Annotated in this window: 14 protein-coding genes; 7 read left to right on the top strand and 7 right to left on the bottom strand. The window is 73.3% G+C overall.

What is annotated here, in order from left to right:
* Window positions 1–156: 156 nt before the first annotated feature.
* A complete protein-coding gene (sepH, locus tag ACGFWJ_RS35155; RefSeq protein ID WP_387648908.1) occupies window positions 157–1,233 on the top strand; it encodes a septation protein SepH in 1,077 nt (358 codons plus the stop codon).
* A gap of 163 nt (window positions 1,234–1,396) precedes the next feature.
* Here sepH and ACGFWJ_RS35150 read toward each other — a convergent pair whose 3' ends face one another.
* The 5 genes from ACGFWJ_RS35150 to ACGFWJ_RS35130 all read right to left on the bottom strand — a co-directional run bounded on the left by ACGFWJ_RS35150 (window position 1,397) and on the right by ACGFWJ_RS35130 (window position 7,600).
* Window positions 1,397–2,227 (bottom strand): sulfurtransferase, encoded by an 831-nt coding sequence (locus tag ACGFWJ_RS35150; RefSeq protein ID WP_392956744.1) that lies wholly within the window; start codon window positions 2,225–2,227, stop codon window positions 1,397–1,399.
* A gap of 35 nt (window positions 2,228–2,262) precedes the next feature.
* A complete protein-coding gene (locus ACGFWJ_RS35145) occupies window positions 2,263–2,910 on the bottom strand; it encodes a thymidine kinase (RefSeq protein WP_387648903.1) in 648 nt (215 codons plus the stop codon).
* A 46-nt stretch (window positions 2,911–2,956) separates the two neighbouring features.
* Entirely contained in the window at window positions 2,957–4,117 is a 1,161-nt protein-coding gene (locus ACGFWJ_RS35140) for an alkaline phosphatase family protein (RefSeq protein ID WP_387648900.1), read from the bottom strand.
* Between the two features lie 7 nt (window positions 4,118–4,124).
* Entirely contained in the window at window positions 4,125–4,709 is a 585-nt protein-coding gene (locus ACGFWJ_RS35135; RefSeq protein ID WP_043909865.1) for a DUF5998 family protein, read from the bottom strand.
* 122 nt (window positions 4,710–4,831) lie between these two features.
* Window positions 4,832–7,600 (bottom strand): GNAT family N-acetyltransferase, encoded by a 2,769-nt coding sequence (locus tag ACGFWJ_RS35130; RefSeq protein WP_392956759.1) that lies wholly within the window; start codon window positions 7,598–7,600, stop codon window positions 4,832–4,834.
* Between the two features lie 181 nt (window positions 7,601–7,781).
* On the opposite strand from ACGFWJ_RS35130, the gene ACGFWJ_RS35125 reads away from it, so the two are divergent.
* The 4 genes from ACGFWJ_RS35125 to ACGFWJ_RS35110 all read left to right on the top strand — a co-directional run bounded on the left by ACGFWJ_RS35125 (window position 7,782) and on the right by ACGFWJ_RS35110 (window position 11,067).
* Window positions 7,782–8,060: an HPr family phosphocarrier protein gene (locus tag ACGFWJ_RS35125; protein ID WP_392956742.1), complete on the top strand. Its 279-nt coding sequence runs from the start codon at window positions 7,782–7,784 to the stop codon at window positions 8,058–8,060.
* Window positions 8,061–8,287: 227 nt separating this feature from the next.
* Complete coding sequence (locus tag ACGFWJ_RS35120) at window positions 8,288–8,977, top strand: AzlC family ABC transporter permease (protein ID WP_392956741.1); 690 nt, start codon at window positions 8,288–8,290, stop codon at window positions 8,975–8,977.
* Entirely contained in the window at window positions 8,970–9,284 is a 315-nt protein-coding gene (locus ACGFWJ_RS35115) for a branched-chain amino acid transporter permease (protein WP_392956739.1), read from the top strand. The genes ACGFWJ_RS35120 and ACGFWJ_RS35115 overlap by 8 nt, the downstream gene beginning before the upstream one ends.
* Window positions 9,285–9,465: 181 nt before the next feature.
* Window positions 9,466–11,067 carry an ABC-F family ATP-binding cassette domain-containing protein gene (locus ACGFWJ_RS35110; RefSeq protein WP_392956737.1) on the top strand — a complete coding sequence of 534 codons (1,602 nt, stop codon included), beginning with the start codon at window positions 9,466–9,468 and terminating at the stop codon, window positions 11,065–11,067.
* Between the two features lie 46 nt (window positions 11,068–11,113).
* On the opposite strand, the gene ACGFWJ_RS35105 is transcribed toward ACGFWJ_RS35110, so the two are convergent.
* Window positions 11,114–11,485: a DUF4190 domain-containing protein gene (locus ACGFWJ_RS35105; RefSeq protein ID WP_392956736.1), complete on the bottom strand. Its 372-nt coding sequence runs from the start codon at window positions 11,483–11,485 to the stop codon at window positions 11,114–11,116.
* 135 nt (window positions 11,486–11,620) lie between these two features.
* Here ACGFWJ_RS35105 and ACGFWJ_RS35100 point away from each other — a divergent pair, with 135 nt between their 5' ends.
* Both ACGFWJ_RS35100 and ACGFWJ_RS35095 read left to right on the top strand, forming a co-directional pair.
* Complete coding sequence (locus ACGFWJ_RS35100) at window positions 11,621–12,832, top strand: sensor histidine kinase (RefSeq protein ID WP_392956735.1); 1,212 nt, start codon at window positions 11,621–11,623, stop codon at window positions 12,830–12,832.
* Window positions 12,829–13,518, top strand: a complete 690-nt coding sequence (locus tag ACGFWJ_RS35095) for a response regulator (RefSeq protein WP_392956734.1) — start codon at window positions 12,829–12,831, stop codon at window positions 13,516–13,518. The genes ACGFWJ_RS35100 and ACGFWJ_RS35095 overlap by 4 nt, the downstream gene beginning before the upstream one ends.
* Before the next feature lie 7 nt (window positions 13,519–13,525).
* Here the strand turns inward: ACGFWJ_RS35095 and ACGFWJ_RS35090 are convergent, their stop codons facing one another.
* On the bottom strand, window positions 13,526–14,719 hold the full coding sequence (locus ACGFWJ_RS35090; protein ID WP_392956732.1) for an RtcB family protein: 1,194 nt from the start codon (window positions 14,717–14,719) through the stop codon (window positions 13,526–13,528).
* Window positions 14,720–14,737: the final 18 nt, after the last annotated feature.

The following is a 14,737-nucleotide window of genomic DNA, read 5'->3' as shown; positions in this document are numbered from 1 at the left end:
GGGCGCCCGGGTGCGATGTCGACCGTCGACGTGGCAAACAGGCAACCGTGCCACAGCGGCGCGCCCGGGCGAAAGCCCGACACGCCGGGTAACTCTGCAAGGTTGTGGCCACTCGCCAGCGGGCAGGCCACACTCAGTACGGGAGCAGCGACGCAGGTGACGTCGGCAGGCACCACCCGGGAGGTAACCGTGCCCGAACTGCGCGTCGTGGCCGTCAGCAACGACGGCACACGGCTGGTGCTCAAGGCTGCCGACAGCACGGAGTACACCCTTCCGATCGACGAGCGGCTGCGCGCCGCCATCCGGGGTGACCGGCCGCGGCTCGGCCAGATCGAGATCGAGGTGGAGAGCCACCTCCGCCCGCGGGACATCCAGGCACGGATACGAGCCGGTGCCTCCGCCGAGGAGGTCGCACAGGCCGCCGGCATCTCGGTCGAACGAGTCCGCCGCTTCGAGGGTCCGGTGCTGGCCGAGCGCGCCTTCATGGCCGAGCGGGCCCGCAAGACGGCGATCCGCCGCCACGGCGAGTCCACCGGCCCCCAGCTCGGCGAGGCCGTCGCCGAGCGGCTCGCGCTGCGCGGCGCCGAGAAGGACACCGAACGCTGGGATTCCTGGCGCCGCGACGACGGCACCTGGGAAGTCATCCTCGTCTACCGCGCCGAGGGCGAGCACCGGCGTGCCTCCTGGTCCTACGACCCGCCGCGACGACTCGTCCAGCCGAACGACGACGAGGCGCGCGCGCTGATCGGCGAGAACGTCGAACGCGAGGAGGACTCGGTCTTCCCGTTCATCCCGCGGATCGCCCGCCTCCCCCAGGAGCGCCCGGCCCGCCCGATGATCGAGCGTCCCTCCGCCGACCGCATCATGCAGGTCCGCGAGGCCCGCGAGGCAGTCGCCGCGGTCTCCCCCGAACGGGACTCCCTCACCAGCCTGTTGGACGTGGTGCCGTCCTACCGCGGCGACCTGACCCCGGTCGGGCCGAGCGTGGAGACCACGGTCACCGAGGAGCCCGAGGAGATCGACGAACCCGCGAGTGCCCCTGCGGCGAGCGTCGGCGCGGGCTCCGCGTACGCGGACATCCTGATGCCCCGCTCGGTCTCCCCGCACCGCGACCGCATGGTCGGCGCGACAGACCGCCAGGCGGAAGCGGACGGCGTCCGCCCCGGTCGGCGGGCGACGGTGCCGAGCTGGGACGAGATCGTGTTCGGCTCCCGCCGCAAGAAGCCCGAATAATCAGGGGCCCGGGGAACGGCGGGGCCGAGACTGCTGGTGATCAGCAGGGCACGGAAAGGCCCCGTCGTTTCTGGTTCCCGTCTTCAGGCCGCCGGCAACACGGCCCTCCGCTGTCCCCGACCACTCGCAGCTCGGCCCCGCCGTTCCCCGGGCCCCTGGTGGTTCACCCCACAGCGACCGGGTTGGCCGGGTCCGCAGACCATTCGCTCCAGGAGCCCGGGTACAGCGCAGCGCCGGTGTACCCCGCGAGTTCGAGGGCGAGGAGCTGGTGCGCGGCGGTGACGCCGGAGCCGCAGTAGACGGCGGTGTGGGCGGGGTCGGTGACGCCGAGGGCGGCGAACCGGGAGGCCAGATCCGCTGCGGGGAGGAAACGTCCGTCCGTCGCAAGGTTCTCCGTGGTGGGGGCGGAGGTCGCGCCGGGGATGTGGCCGGCGCGGGGGTCGATGGGCTCGGTCTCGCCGCGGTAGCGTTCGCCGGCCCTCGCGTCCAACAGGAGTCCGGTGCGGGCGAGTTCGGCGGCCCGGGCGGCGTCGACGGTGGGCAGGTGGCCGGGGTCGGCCTTGAAGTCCCCGTCACCGGAGGTGGGCGTCTCGGTGCTGACGGGCTGCCCGGCGGCGAGCCATCCGGCGAGGCCGCCGTCGAGGACCCGGACGTCGGGGTGGCCGGCCCAGCGGAGCAGCCACCAGGCGCGGGCGGCGGAGAGCGAGGGGCCGGCGTCGTAGGCGACGACGGGGCGGCTCGTGGTGACGCCGGCCCGGCGCAGCGCGGCGGTGAGGCGTTCGGCGTCGGGCAGCGGGTGTCGGCCGGCGGGGCCGGGTGGGTCGGCGAGGTCGTGGTCGAGGTCGAGGTAGTGCGCGCCGGGCAGGTGGCCCTTGGCGTACTCCTCGGCGCCGGGCGGGCCGCCGAGCTGCCAGCGGATGTCGAGCAGGACCGGCGGGTGCGGGGTGTCGAGCGCGGCGGCGAGTTCGGCGGCGGTGATCAGCGGCGAGGTCATGCTGCCATTGTGGCGGCAACGGACCTGACGCGGTGTCAGCCTTCGAACGGGAGAACGTCCGGGGAGAGCACGGCGGCGCGGGCGGTGGCTGCGGTGAGGCGGCGGCGGTGGTGGCGCCGGCAGAGCACCTCGTAGCCGATCTCGTCCTCGTTGACGGCGACGTCGCCGACCACGACCTGAGCTCCCTCGACGACCATGACGCCGCCGACGGTGCGGGCGTTGTGGGTGGCGCGGGCGCCGCACCAGCAGAGGGCCTCGACCTGGAGGACCTCGACCCGGTCGGCGAGTTCGATCAGTCGCTGGGAGCCGGGGAACAGCTTGGTGCGGAAGTCGGTGGTGATCCCGAAGGTGAACACGTCGATGCCCAACTCGTCCACGATGCGGGCGAGTTGGTCGATCTGTCCGGCGGAGAAGAACTGGGCTTCGTCGCAGATCAGGTAGTCGACCTTGCCGCCGGCGGAGAGCAGGTTGACCACGTAGGCCTGGAAGTCGAAGGCGTCGCCGACCTCGACCGCTTCGGCGCGCAGGCCGAGGCGGCTGGAGATGGTGGCGGCGCCGGCCCGGTCGTGGCGGGTGAAGATCATGCCCTGCCGGCCGCGGGCGGTGTGGTTGTGGTCCATCTGGAGGGCGAGCGTCGACTTGCCGCAGTCCATCGTGCCCGAGAAGAACACCAGTTCAGCCATGGGTTGAGCGTCAGCCTTTCGGGCGTGGGTGGTTGACGGGCCGGTCTCAGCCACGGACTTCGAGCAGCGGGACGAGTTGTTCGACGGGGGTCATCGAGCCGTGCAGGCCGACCATCTGGGACTCGCCGGGCTCGTTGCGGCTGGCGATGATCGCGATGTCGTCGCGCGCGGCGGCGACCACGTCGCCGATCCGGTGGTAGACCCGTTCGTCCACCTCGGGGCCGAACCAGCCTGCGGCGATGGCCTGTTCGCGGGTGGCGACCCACATCTGTTCGCCGAGGACCTCGCTCCACACGGCGTGCACGTCGCCGGCCGCGCCGGGGTGGGCGTACACGTGGCGGGCGCGGCCCTCGCCGCCGAGCAGGGCGACGCCGGCCGAGAGTTCCCAGTCCTCGTCGAAGTCGATCCGGTTCTCCGGGGTGACGTCGATCATGCCGTGGTCGGCGGTGATGTAGAGGGCGGAGCGCGGCGGGAGCTGTTCGGCGAGGCGGCGGGCGAGCCGGTCGACGGTGGACAGGGTGAGCCGCCACTCGTCGGAGTCGACGCCGTACCGGTGCCCGGCGGCGTCGAGTTCGCTCAGGTACGTGTAGACCAGGGCGCGGTCGTGCTCGGCCAGCCAGGCGGCGGCCCGGTCCATCCGCTCCTCGCCGGTGGTGCGGCCGAGGAAGGTGCCGCCGGAGAGCGCGACCTGGGTGAGCGGAGTGGTGGCGAACAGCGGGGAGGACACCTGCGCGGTGGCCACCCCCGCGAGGTGCGCCTGCTCGAAGACGGTCGGGTAGGGCTGCCAGGCGTGCGGGTCCACCGGCGGCTGCCAGCGCAGCTGGTTCATCAGCTGCCTGCGGCCCGGGATCGCCACCGTGTACCCGGCCAGTCCGTGCTGGCCAGGCGGCAGACCGGTACCGACGGAGGCCAGCGAGGTGGCGGTGGTGGACGGGAACCCGGCCGTGATCGGCGTGCCCGCGGCCGTCAGCGAGTTGAGGAACGGCGCCCAGTCGGGGTGCCGGCGGATCAGCTCCCAGCCGAGGCCGTCCACCAGGAAGACGCACACCCGGTCGGCGGGCTCCAGCGGCAGCGTGGCCCGGTAGCCGGGCACGCCGAGACCCGCCGCCAGGGTCGGCAGCAGGTCCGAGAGGGAGGCGCCGCCGTAGCGCGGGGCGGGGGCGTCGGCGGGGTCGAGCGGATCGAACGAGTCGTAGCCGTGATGCATACCGGGCTCAGCCGTTGGCCACGGTCGCCTCGGACAGCGCCCGGGCGAACACCAGCGCCTGGGCGACCGTCTCCGGACCGTCCCCGGCCTCGCTGACCCGCAGCGACAGGTCGTCGGCGGTGGCGGAACCGGTGTAGCCGTGGTCCGCCTCGCAGTTGGGGTCGGAGCAGCCGGCCGGCTCCAGGTCGAGGCGCTGCACGGCGCCCCAGCCGATGGTGAGGACGACCTCGCGGGGCAGGGTGCCGGGGGTGTACGTCTCGGGGTTGGCGACCATGCGGCTGATCACCACGGAGTTGATCCGGTCCAGCCGGACCGTCTCGGTGGAGGTGGTGGCGTACGGGACGGGCGTGGCCGCGTCGCCGTTCTGCTCGTCGGTGTGGCTGACCACGAAGCGGGACGGGGTGAGCACCAGCACGGTGACGTGCCGGCGGACCTCGTTCGCGTCGAAGGTGGTCTCCTGGTGCACCAGGTACGAGCTGATCGGCTCGGGGCCCACCGCGGACTCCACCGCCTCGGAGACCAGCGCCGGGTAGTAGCCGCTGCGCTCGATCGCGGACCGCAGGTCCTGCGTGGTGGTACCGGTCTTCGCCATATCTCCATCCTGGCATGTCCCGCCGGTCCGGCGGGTGGCACTGCGCCGGGGTCGCCCGGCCCGTCGTCCTGCCGTCCGGCCCGGGGGTTGCCCGCTCCTGCCGGGCGGGCAACCACGCAAGATTACAGCGTGCTCATGGCGCGCGGTCCCAGATCGGTACGGACCGGCAGCGGCGCGATCCGCACCCGGGCGCCGAGCACGGTCAGGCCGTGCGGGGCGACCACCACGGGCTCCAGGTCCACGGCGGCGATCTCGGGCAGGTCGTCGACCAGGCGGGAGACCCGCAGCAGCAGTTCCTCCAGGGCTCCGGTGTCCACCGCCTCCGCGCCCCGCCAGCCGAACAGCAGCGGTGCGGCGCGGACCTCGCGGATCAGTTCGGCGACGTCCCGGTCGGTGGCCGGGACCAGGCGGTGGGCGACGTCACCCAGCAGTTCGGCGGGGGCGCCGGCCAGGCCGAAGGACAGGATGGTGCCGACCGCCGGGTCCACGGCGGCGCCGATCACTGTGTCCACGCCGCGCGGGGCGAGCCGCTGCACCACCAGTTCCGCCTGCGCTGCGCCGCCCAGCAGGGCGTCCAGTTCGCGGTGGGCGCGGCGCAGTTCGGCCTCGCTGGTGAGGTCGAGGCGGACGCTGCCGAGGTCGGGCCGGTGGCGCAGGTGTTCGGCGGTGGCTTTCAGCGCAACGGGGTAGCCGAGCGTGGCCGCCGCCTTGACGGCGCTGTTCTCGTCGGGCGCGGCCAGCGTCGGACTGACCGGGATGCCGTAGTGCCCGAGCAGCGCCGCGGCGTCGAGATCGGGCAGGGTGACCCGGGCCCCGCCGGACTGCAGCCGGGCCGCGACCGCCTCGCGGCTGCCCAGCGCCTGCTCGACCAGCGCGCGGGCGGCGCCCTCGTCCACGCCGTCGAGTTCGGGGACCCGCGCGGTCTCCTCGGCCTCGGCGCTGCGGCGTCGCCACTTCGCGTAGCGCACCGCGTCGGCCAGCGCGTGGACGGCGCGTTCGGGGGCCGGGTAGGCGGGCACTCCCCCGACCCGCAGCCGGGCGACCAGGCCGGGCAGTGCGAGGTGGGCGAGCAGCAGCGGCTTGCCGAGTTCCCGGCCGCGCTCGGCCGCGTCCAGCAGTGCCTGGGCGATCTCCGGGGCGTCCTCGACCAGCTCCGGCGCGGACTCGGGGCCCAGCACGCCGATCGGCGGGATGGCGACGGCGATCACCGCGTCCACCTGCGGGTCGCTGAGCGCGGTGTCCAGGGCGATCCGGAAGTTCTCGCCGCTGGCGCCGGTGGTCAGGTCGACGGGGGTGCGCGGGCGCAGGCCGGTGCCCAGGCAGGTGTCGTAGGTGAGCAGGCCGAGCGAGTCGGAGTTGCCGACGATCGCGACCTTGTTGCCGGCCGGGAGCGGCTGGCCGGCCAGCAGTTCGCCGGTGTCGAAGAGTTCGGTGATGGTGTCCACCCGGATCACGCCGGCCTGCTGGAACAGCGCGTCCACGGTGGCGTCGCGCAGCCGGGTGGCGGCGGGCTGGACGGCGTGGCCGGGCGGCAGGCTGCCGGTGTGCCGGGCGCCCTTGAGCACCACCACCGGCTTGGCGGCGGCCAGCCGGCGGGCGATCCGGGTGAACTTCCGCGGGTTTCCGAAGGATTCGAAGTAGAGCAGCACCACGCCCGTGGCGGCGTCCTCCTCCCAGTACTGGAGCAGGTCGTTGCCGGAGACGTCGGCCCGGTTGCCGACCGAGGCGAACGAGGAGACGCCCAGGCCGCGCCGGTGGGCGGCCTCCAGCAGGGCGACGCCGATCGCGCCGGACTGGCAGAACACGCCGAACGGTCCGCGGCCGGGCAGTACGGGGGCCAGCGAGGCGTTCAGCCGGCGCTCGGGGTCGGTGTTGATCAGGCCGAACGCGTTCGGGCCGACCACCCGCATACCGGCGGCCCGGGCCTGCCGGACCAGTTCGCGCTGCTTGTCGCGCCCGTCCGGCCCGGTCTCGGCGTACCCGGCGGTGACCACCACCAGGCCCTGCACGCCGTGCGCGCCGCACTCGGCGACCACGGCGGGGACGGCGGGCTCCGGCACCGCGATCACCGCCAGGTCGACCGGGCCTCGGATGTCCAGCACCGAACGGTGGGTGGGGACGCCGTCCAGCTCGGTGCCCGGCTCGACGGTGCGGTTCACCGCGTACACCGGGCCGTCGAAACCCGCCCGGATGTCGCGCAGCAGCGCCCGGCCCACCGACTGCGGGTTGCGCGAGACGCCGATCACCGCGATCGAACGGGGCGTCAACAGGCGCTGCACGGAACGGGCTTCGGCACGGTGCTCACGGGCCCGCATCACCGCGAGCGACGCGGTGGTCGGCTCCAGGTCGAACTCCAGGTGCACCACGCCGTCGGCGAAGCTGCGCCGCTGGGTGTAGCCGGCGTCGGCGAACACCTTCACCATCTTCCGGTTCTCCGGCAGCACTTCGGCCGTGAACCGGCGGATCCCGCGCTCCTGGGCGACCGCCGCGATGTGCTCCAGCAGAGCGGAGGCGATGCCCCTCCCCTGGTGGGCGTCCTGCACCAGGAACGCCACCTCCGCGTCCGTACCGGTGGTGGACGGCATGCCCGCCTTGTCGATCCGGTCGTAGCGGACGGTGGCGATGAACCTGTCCCGCACCACCAGCGCCAGGCCGACCCGGTTCACGTAGTCGTGGTGCGTGAACCTGCGCACGTCCTTGTCGGACAGGTGCGGGTACGGGGCGAAGAAACGGAAGTACTTCGACTGGTCGGAGACCTGCTCGTAGAACTCCACCAGCCGGTCCGCGTCGTCCGCGGTGATCGGTCTGATCCGGGCCGTGCCGCCGTCGCGCAGCAGGACGTCGGCCTCCCAGTGCTGCGGATAACCGTGCTCGGCCTCTTCGCGCGCCATGGCGTGCTTGACGGTGTCGTGCTCCACGGTCGTCAGGGTAGTCGTCGGCGAGCCTGATGGCGCCGCCCCTGCCGGGCACGGCACTCTGACCCTGCTCGCCCCCGGGCCGCGACAGCACCGGCGTGCAACACTGGTCTAGACAACACCTGCACCACCCTGCACCACCTGAAAGGCACCTCTCATGGCTGAGCGCCGCGTCACCATCGGTTGGGCCGAGGGCCTGCACGCCCGTCCCGCCTCCCTCTTCGTCAAGGCCGTCACCTCCACCGGCGTCCCGATGACCATCGCCAAGGAGAGCGGCACCCCGGTCAACGCCGGCTCCATGCTCGGCGTACTCACCCTGGGCGCGGAGGGCGGCGACACCGTGATCCTCTCCGCCGGCGCGGAGGGTGCGGAAGCCGCGCTGGACCGGGTCGCGAAGATGGTGCACGAAGGCCTGGACGAGCTGCCGGCTGCCTGATTTCTCAGGGGGGTTTGTTCGGGGGTTGGGTATCCAGGGGCCCGAGGGTGCACCACCAGGAGCCCGTGGGGGCACCTCCCAGCCCCCTGGGGCTGGGGGAGCACGGCGGGGCCGGGTCTGCTGGTGATCAACAGGGCGCTGAGCGTTCCGCCGCTTCCGGTCCCCGTCTTCGACCCCCGCCCCGTCCCACTGGATGCACGTCCCACCTGCATTAATGTCCTCGTGTGGTGACCACAACCGACGTCCAGGACCCGCACGCCATCAGATCCGCCGCGACGGACACTCTCGGAGTGGGTCTCGGCCTGTACCCCCTGGGAATAGCATTCGGGGTGCTGCTGGTGCAGAGCGGGTTCGACTGGTGGTGGGCGCCGGCCTTCTCGCTGCTGATCTACGCGGGCTCGCTGGAGTTCCTCGCGATCGGCCTGCTCCTCGCAGTGACGCCGCTCGCGTCCGTTGCCGTCACCACCTTTCTGGTGAACTTCCGGCACGTCTTCTACGGGCTCTCCTTCCCGCTGCACCGGGTTCGCGGTCGGGCCGCGAAGGCGTACAGCGTGTACACGCTGACCGACGAGGCCTACGCCCTGGCCGCCGCCCGGCCGCACCTCACGGGGCGGCGGATCGTGGCCATCCAGGCGTTCTGCCAGGCGTACTGGGTGCTGGGCGGGGTGACGGGGGCGTTGCTGGGTGCCGCGCTGCCGGGCACCGTCCGGGGACTGGACTTCGCGCTCACCGCGCTGTTCGCCGTTCTCGCGGTGGACGGCTGGCGCGCCACCCGTGACGTCCCGGGTCCGATCCTCGCGCTGCTGTCCGCACTGGCCGCGCTGCTGCTGGCGAAGGGCCAACTCCTCGTCGTGGCACTGGGGTTGTACGTCGCGTCGCTGACCGTCCGCTACCTGCTGAGGGGGCGTCGTGCCTGACTGGCGGTACGTGCTGGCCGGCCTGCTGGTGATGTTCGCAGTGACGCTGCTGCTGCGGGCCGCGCCGTTCGTGCTGCTGGGCCGGGTACGGGAGTCCGGGCTGCTGAAGTTCCTGGCGGCGACCATGCCGGCCGGTGTGATGGTGATCCTCACCGTCTACACGCTGCGGGACGTCCCGCTCGCCGGTGCGGGCCCGGCCGCCGCCGGTCTGGCGGCGACGCTGGGGCTGCACCTGTGGCGTCGCAACGCCCTGCTGTCGATCGTCGCGGGGACGGCCGTCTACATGCTGGCGCTCCAGCTCTCCTGACCTACCGAAACCGCTCCCGACCGACCGAGACCTCTCCTGACCTGCGGAGACGGAAATTCGAGTGCGGAACGCCCGGCCGTCGGCGTAGCGTCGGGACCATGTCGACGCCCCGCATCTCCTAGCAAGAGGACCAGCTTCCACGCCACCCGTGTGTCCTCTTGCTGTTTCGGAGCGTCCTTTCATGATCACCGTTCGTGGTCTCGACGTGCGCGTCGGCGCGCGTCTGCTGCTGCACAACCTCTCCTTCCACCTCGCACCGGGCGACCGGGCCGGCCTGGTCGGCCGCAACGGCGCGGGGAAGACCACCCTTCTCTCCACCCTGGCGGGCCTCGCCGAGCCCGCCGCCGGAACGATCTCGCGGACCGGTTCGACCGGGTACTTGCCGCAGGATTCCCGCGCGGCCGACCCGACCGTCCCGGTGCTGGACCGCATCCTGTCCGCGCGCGGGATGGACGGCGCGCAGCGTGCGCTGCGCGCGGCGGAGTCCGCGATGGCCGCGGCCGAAGGGCCGGCGCTCGAGCGCGCGATGAACGCCTACGCCAGGGCCGAGGCCGGCTTCCAGCGGCGCGGCGGGTACGCCGCGCAGGCGGAGGCGGCCCGGGTCGCGGCGGGGCTGGGCCTGCCCGAGCGGCTGCTGGAGCAGCCGGTGGGCGACCTGTCGGGCGGGCAGAAGCGCCGGGTCGAACTGGCCCGGATCCTGTTCGCCGGGCACGACACGCTGCTGCTGGACGAGCCGACCAACCACCTGGACGCCGACTCGGTGGCCTGGCTGCGCGGCTTCCTGGCGTCCCACCGGGGCGGGCTGGTGCTGATCAGCCACGACCTGGAGCTGATCGCCGCGACGGTGAACCGGGTGTTCCACCTGGATCCGCAGCGGGCCGCGCTGGACGTGCACAACACCGGCTGGTCGGCGTACCTGACGCAGCGGGCGGCGGACGAGCGGCGGCGCGCCCGGGAGCGGGCGAACGCGGAGCGCAAGGCGTCCAGCCTGCACGCGCAGGCGGAGAAGATGAAGGCGAACACGAACACCGCCTCGGCGGCGAAGTCGATGGCCAAGCGGGCGGACCGGCTGCTGGCGGGAACGGAGCCGGTGCGGAAGGCCGAGCGGACGGCGCGGATCCGGCTGCCCGAACCCGCGCCGTGCGGGCGGATCCCGCTGGGTGCGATCAGCCTGGCCAAGTCGTACGGGGCCCACCGGGTGCTGGCCGGGGTGGACCTGGCGGTGGACCGCGGCAGCCGGCTGGTGGTGCTCGGACCGAACGGCGCGGGCAAGACCACCCTGCTGCGGCTGCTCGCGGGCCGCGAACTCCCGGACGGCGGGCGGACGGTGGCGGGCCCGGGCCTGCGGCTGGGCTACTTCGCGCAGGAGCACGACACGCTCGTCCCGGACCGCACCGTGTTCGAGCACCTGTCGTCCGCCGCACCGCACTTGACGGACAGCGAGGTGCGCTCCGCGCTCGGATCGTTCCTGTTCGGCGGGGCGGACGCGGACAAGCCGGCCGGGGTGCTCTCCGGCGGCGAGAAGACCCGCCTGGCGCTGGCCTGCCTGGTGCACTCGGGCGCCAACGTGCTGCTGCTGGACGAGGCGACCAACAACCTCGACCCGGCCTCCCGGGACGAGGTGCTGCGGGCGGTCGCCGGGTACCCGGGCGCGATGGTGATGGTCACCCACGACCCGGACGCGCTCGCCGCCCTGCGCCCGGACCGGGTGCTGCTGCTGCCGCAGGCGCACGAGGACCTGTGGCACGACCGCTACCGCGCGCTGGTGGGACCCGGCGCGTAGTTGCCGCTCAGCGGCGGCCGCACGCACGTGGGCGGGTAGCCACCGGTCAGCCGCGGTCGAGCTGCTGCTGGACGCACTGCGTCCACTGGCCGACCTCGCGGTACTCGTAGCAGTCCCGGGTCAGGTCCGCGAACCACACCGCGAAGACCGCCATCACGGCGGCCGCCACGACGGCGAGCGCGGACAACACGGTGCCGGTCAGGGCCAGGCCCCGGCCGGCACCGGTCCGGCGGGCGGTCCGCAGCGCGAACGGGCCGAGCACCAGGCCGATCACGCCGAGCGCGCCGCCGACCACCACCGGGGAGGTGAGCAGCGCGACGGTGCCGAGCACCACGGCGGCCACGGCCGGGGCCGGCGCCGTCCGGCCGGGGCGGGGACCGTAGCTGCTCGGTGCGGTCGTCGGGTGGGTGGTGTTCATCGTCGTCCTCTCGTCGGTTGGGCCGGGTCCGATCCTGGCGGTGGGGACGGGGTGCGCACATCGCGGGAACAGGGGAACTGTTCCTCCCCCGGTCGGGGGAGGTCCGCGTCCGGCGGCCCGGCCATACTTGCGCCCATGACCTGGGGATTTCGGCCGCTGCTGCGCGGCTCCACGTACTCCGGCGCGCTGTTCGCGTTCTGCGCCGCGCCGGCGAGCCTCGTGCTGCTGCCGCTCGCCGTGGTGCCGGCGACGATCTGGGGCTCGGCGCCGTACGGGGCGCGGGCGGCGGTCACCGTGCTGGTCTGGGCGGTGCTGGTCGGTGCGGTCGGCCGGCCCCGGATCACCCGGCGGGCGCTGACGGCCGGCGCGCGCCGGCTGCTCGCGGTGCCGTTGCCGGACGTGCCGGCGGCCGGTGGCGGCGGCTGGCGCACTCCGCTGTGGCTGGTGGCGCAGGTGACGCTGGGCTGGGTCGGCGGGCTGAGCTGCCTGGTGCTGGTCGTCGCCGGGGTGGCCCTGCCGGGCAACTGGCTCGGCGGGGAGGCGAAGCTGAGCCTGGCGGGCCGGTCGGCCGAGGTGACGGGTGCCTGGAGCTGGCTGGTCGCCGCGCTGTGTCTGCTGCTGGTTCCGGTGGTGTGCGCGGTGGTGGCGGGCGTGCTGCGCGGGCTGGCTCCGGCGTTGCTCGGGCCGTCGGCGGCGGAGCGGCTGGCGCTGTCGGCCGAGCGGGAGCGCCGGCTGGCCGAACGCAACCGGCTGGCCCAGGAGTTGCACGACTCGATCGGGCACACGCTTACGGCGGCCACCATCCAGGCGGCGGTGGCCGGCGAGGTGCTCGCCGCCGACCCGGTGACGGCGCGGGCCGCGCTGCGCAGCATCGAGGTGTCGACCCGGGCCGCGCTGGAGGACCTCGACTACGTGCTGGGTGTGCTGCGCGAGGAGGAGTCCACCACGGCGCCCACCCGGACGCTGGCCGACCTGCCCGAGCTGCTGGAGCGGCTGCGGCACGCCGGTGCGGTGGTGGAGCCGGAGCTGTCGGGCGAGTTGACGAATCTTCAGGGGACGCTGTCCCGGGCCGCGTACCGGATCCTGCAGGAGGGGCTGACCAATGCGCTGCGCCACGGCGCCGGCGGGCCGATCGAGGTCCGGGTGGCGGCGGGGCGGGAGGCGTTGGAGCTCACGGTGGTGAACCGGACCGGGGTGGCGGCCTCTCGAGACTTCCCGACCTCCGGGCACGGCCTGCCCGGGCTGGCCGAGCGGATCCGGCTGCTGCACGGCGAGTTCGAGGCCGGCCCCGACGGCCCGGGGCACTGGCGGCTGGCGGTCAGGCTGCCCGTCCGGTGGTCGGCATGATCGCGTCCGACGCTGCGGCTCCCGTCACCTTGCTGATCGCGGACGACGACGACATCACCCGCAGCGGCCTGCGCGTGCTGCTCGGCACGCAGCCGGGCCTGAGCGTGCTCGGCGAGGCCGCCGACGGCGTCGAGGCGGTCGAGCGGGCCCGGCGGTTGCGGCCCGACGTGGTGCTGATGGACGTCCGGATGCCGCGCTGCAACGGGATCGAGGCCACCCGACAGCTGCTGGCCGGGGAGGCCGATCCGCCGAAGGTCGTGATGATCACCACCTTCGAGAACGACGGCTACGTCACGGCGGCGCTCGGCGCGGGTGCCAGCGGTTTCGTGCTGAAGCGGCTTCCGGTACCGCAGATCGCGGAGGCGGTGCGGGTGGTCGCGGCGGGCGAGGCGATCCTGTTCCCGGCCGCCCTGCGCCGGATGGTGACCGCCCGCCCCCGGGGTTCGGCGGAGGCCCTGCCGCGGGCCGCGCTGACGGCGCGGGAGGAGGAGGTGCTGCGGCTGATGGCCACCGGCCTGTCCAACCCGGAGATCGCCGAACTGCTCACGGTGAGCACCGAGACGGCGAAGACGCACGTCGGGAACGTGCTGACCAAGCTCGGCGCGCAGAACCGGACGCACGCGGTGGTGATCGCGTACGAGTCCGGCCTGGTGGTGCCCGGATTCCGGGCACCACCGGGCAGTTGACGCTTCGTCAGCCCTTGACGCAGATCACCTGCTTGAGGTGCGCGACCACCTCGACCAGGTCCTTCTGCTGGGACATGACCTTCTCGATCGGCTTGTAGGCGCCGGGGATCTCGTCGACCACGCCGGCGTCCTTGCGGCACTCGACGCCCGCGGTCTGCTCGACGAGGTCCTTGGTGGTGAAGCGCTTCTTCGCCGCCGTCCGGCTCATCTTGCGGCCGGCGCCGTGCGAGGCCGAGTTGAAGGACGCCGCGTTGCCGAGGCCCTTCACGATGTACGAGCCGGTGCCCATGGAGCCGGGGATGATGCCGTACTCGCCGGAGCCGGCCCGGATCGCGCCCTTGCGGGTGACCAGCAGGTCGACGCCGTCGTAGCGCTCCTCGGCGACGTAGTTGTGGTGGCAGGAGATCATCTCGTCGAAGGTGACCTTGGCCTTGGGCAGTTCACGGCGGACCGCGTCCTTGAACAGGGCCATCATCAGCGCCCGGTTGTGCTTGGCGTACTCCTGCGCCCAGAACAGGTCGGAGCGGTAGGCGGCCATCTGCGGGGTGTCCGCGATGAAGACCGCGAGGTCGCGGTCGATCAGGCCCTGGTTGTGCGGCAGCGACTGGGCGATCGACATGTGGTGCTCGGCGAGCTCCTTGCCGATGTTGCGCGAGCCGGAGTGCAGCATCAGCCAGACCGCGCCGTCGTCGTCCAGGCAGAGCTCGATGAAGTGGTTTCCGCCGCCGAGCGTGGCCATCTGCTGGGCGGCCCGTTCGCGCCGCCAGCGCACCTCGGTGGCGATGCCGTCGAAGCGCTGCCAGAAGTCGTTCCAGCCGGCGGTGGACTGCCCGTGCAGCCGGCCCGGCTCGACCGGGTCGGTGTGCAGGCCGCGGCCGACCGGGATGGTCTGCTCGATCCGGTGCCGCAGGTGCGACAGGTCGTCCGGCAGGTCCTTCGCGGTCAGCGAGGACTTCACGGCCGTCATTCCGCAGCCGATGTCGACGCCGACCGCGGCCGGGCAGACCGCGCCCCGCATGGCGATGACGGAACCGACGGTGGCGCCCTTGCCCAGGTGGACGTCCGGCATCACGGCGAGGCCGTGCAGCCACGGCAGGGTGCTGATGTTGCGCAGCTGCTGCAGGGCCTGGCCCTCGACGGTGGCCGGGTCGGTCCACATCCGGATCGGTACCCGGGCGCCCGGGATCTCGGTGTACGACATGGTGGTTCGACCTCCTGG

It is taken from the genome of Kitasatospora sp. NPDC048407 (assembly GCF_043200475.1).
Taxonomy (GTDB): Bacteria; Actinomycetota; Actinomycetes; order Streptomycetales; family Streptomycetaceae; genus Kitasatospora.
Note: the sequence above shows the minus strand (reverse complement) of the source record. Positions and strands in the feature narration are given on the sequence as shown.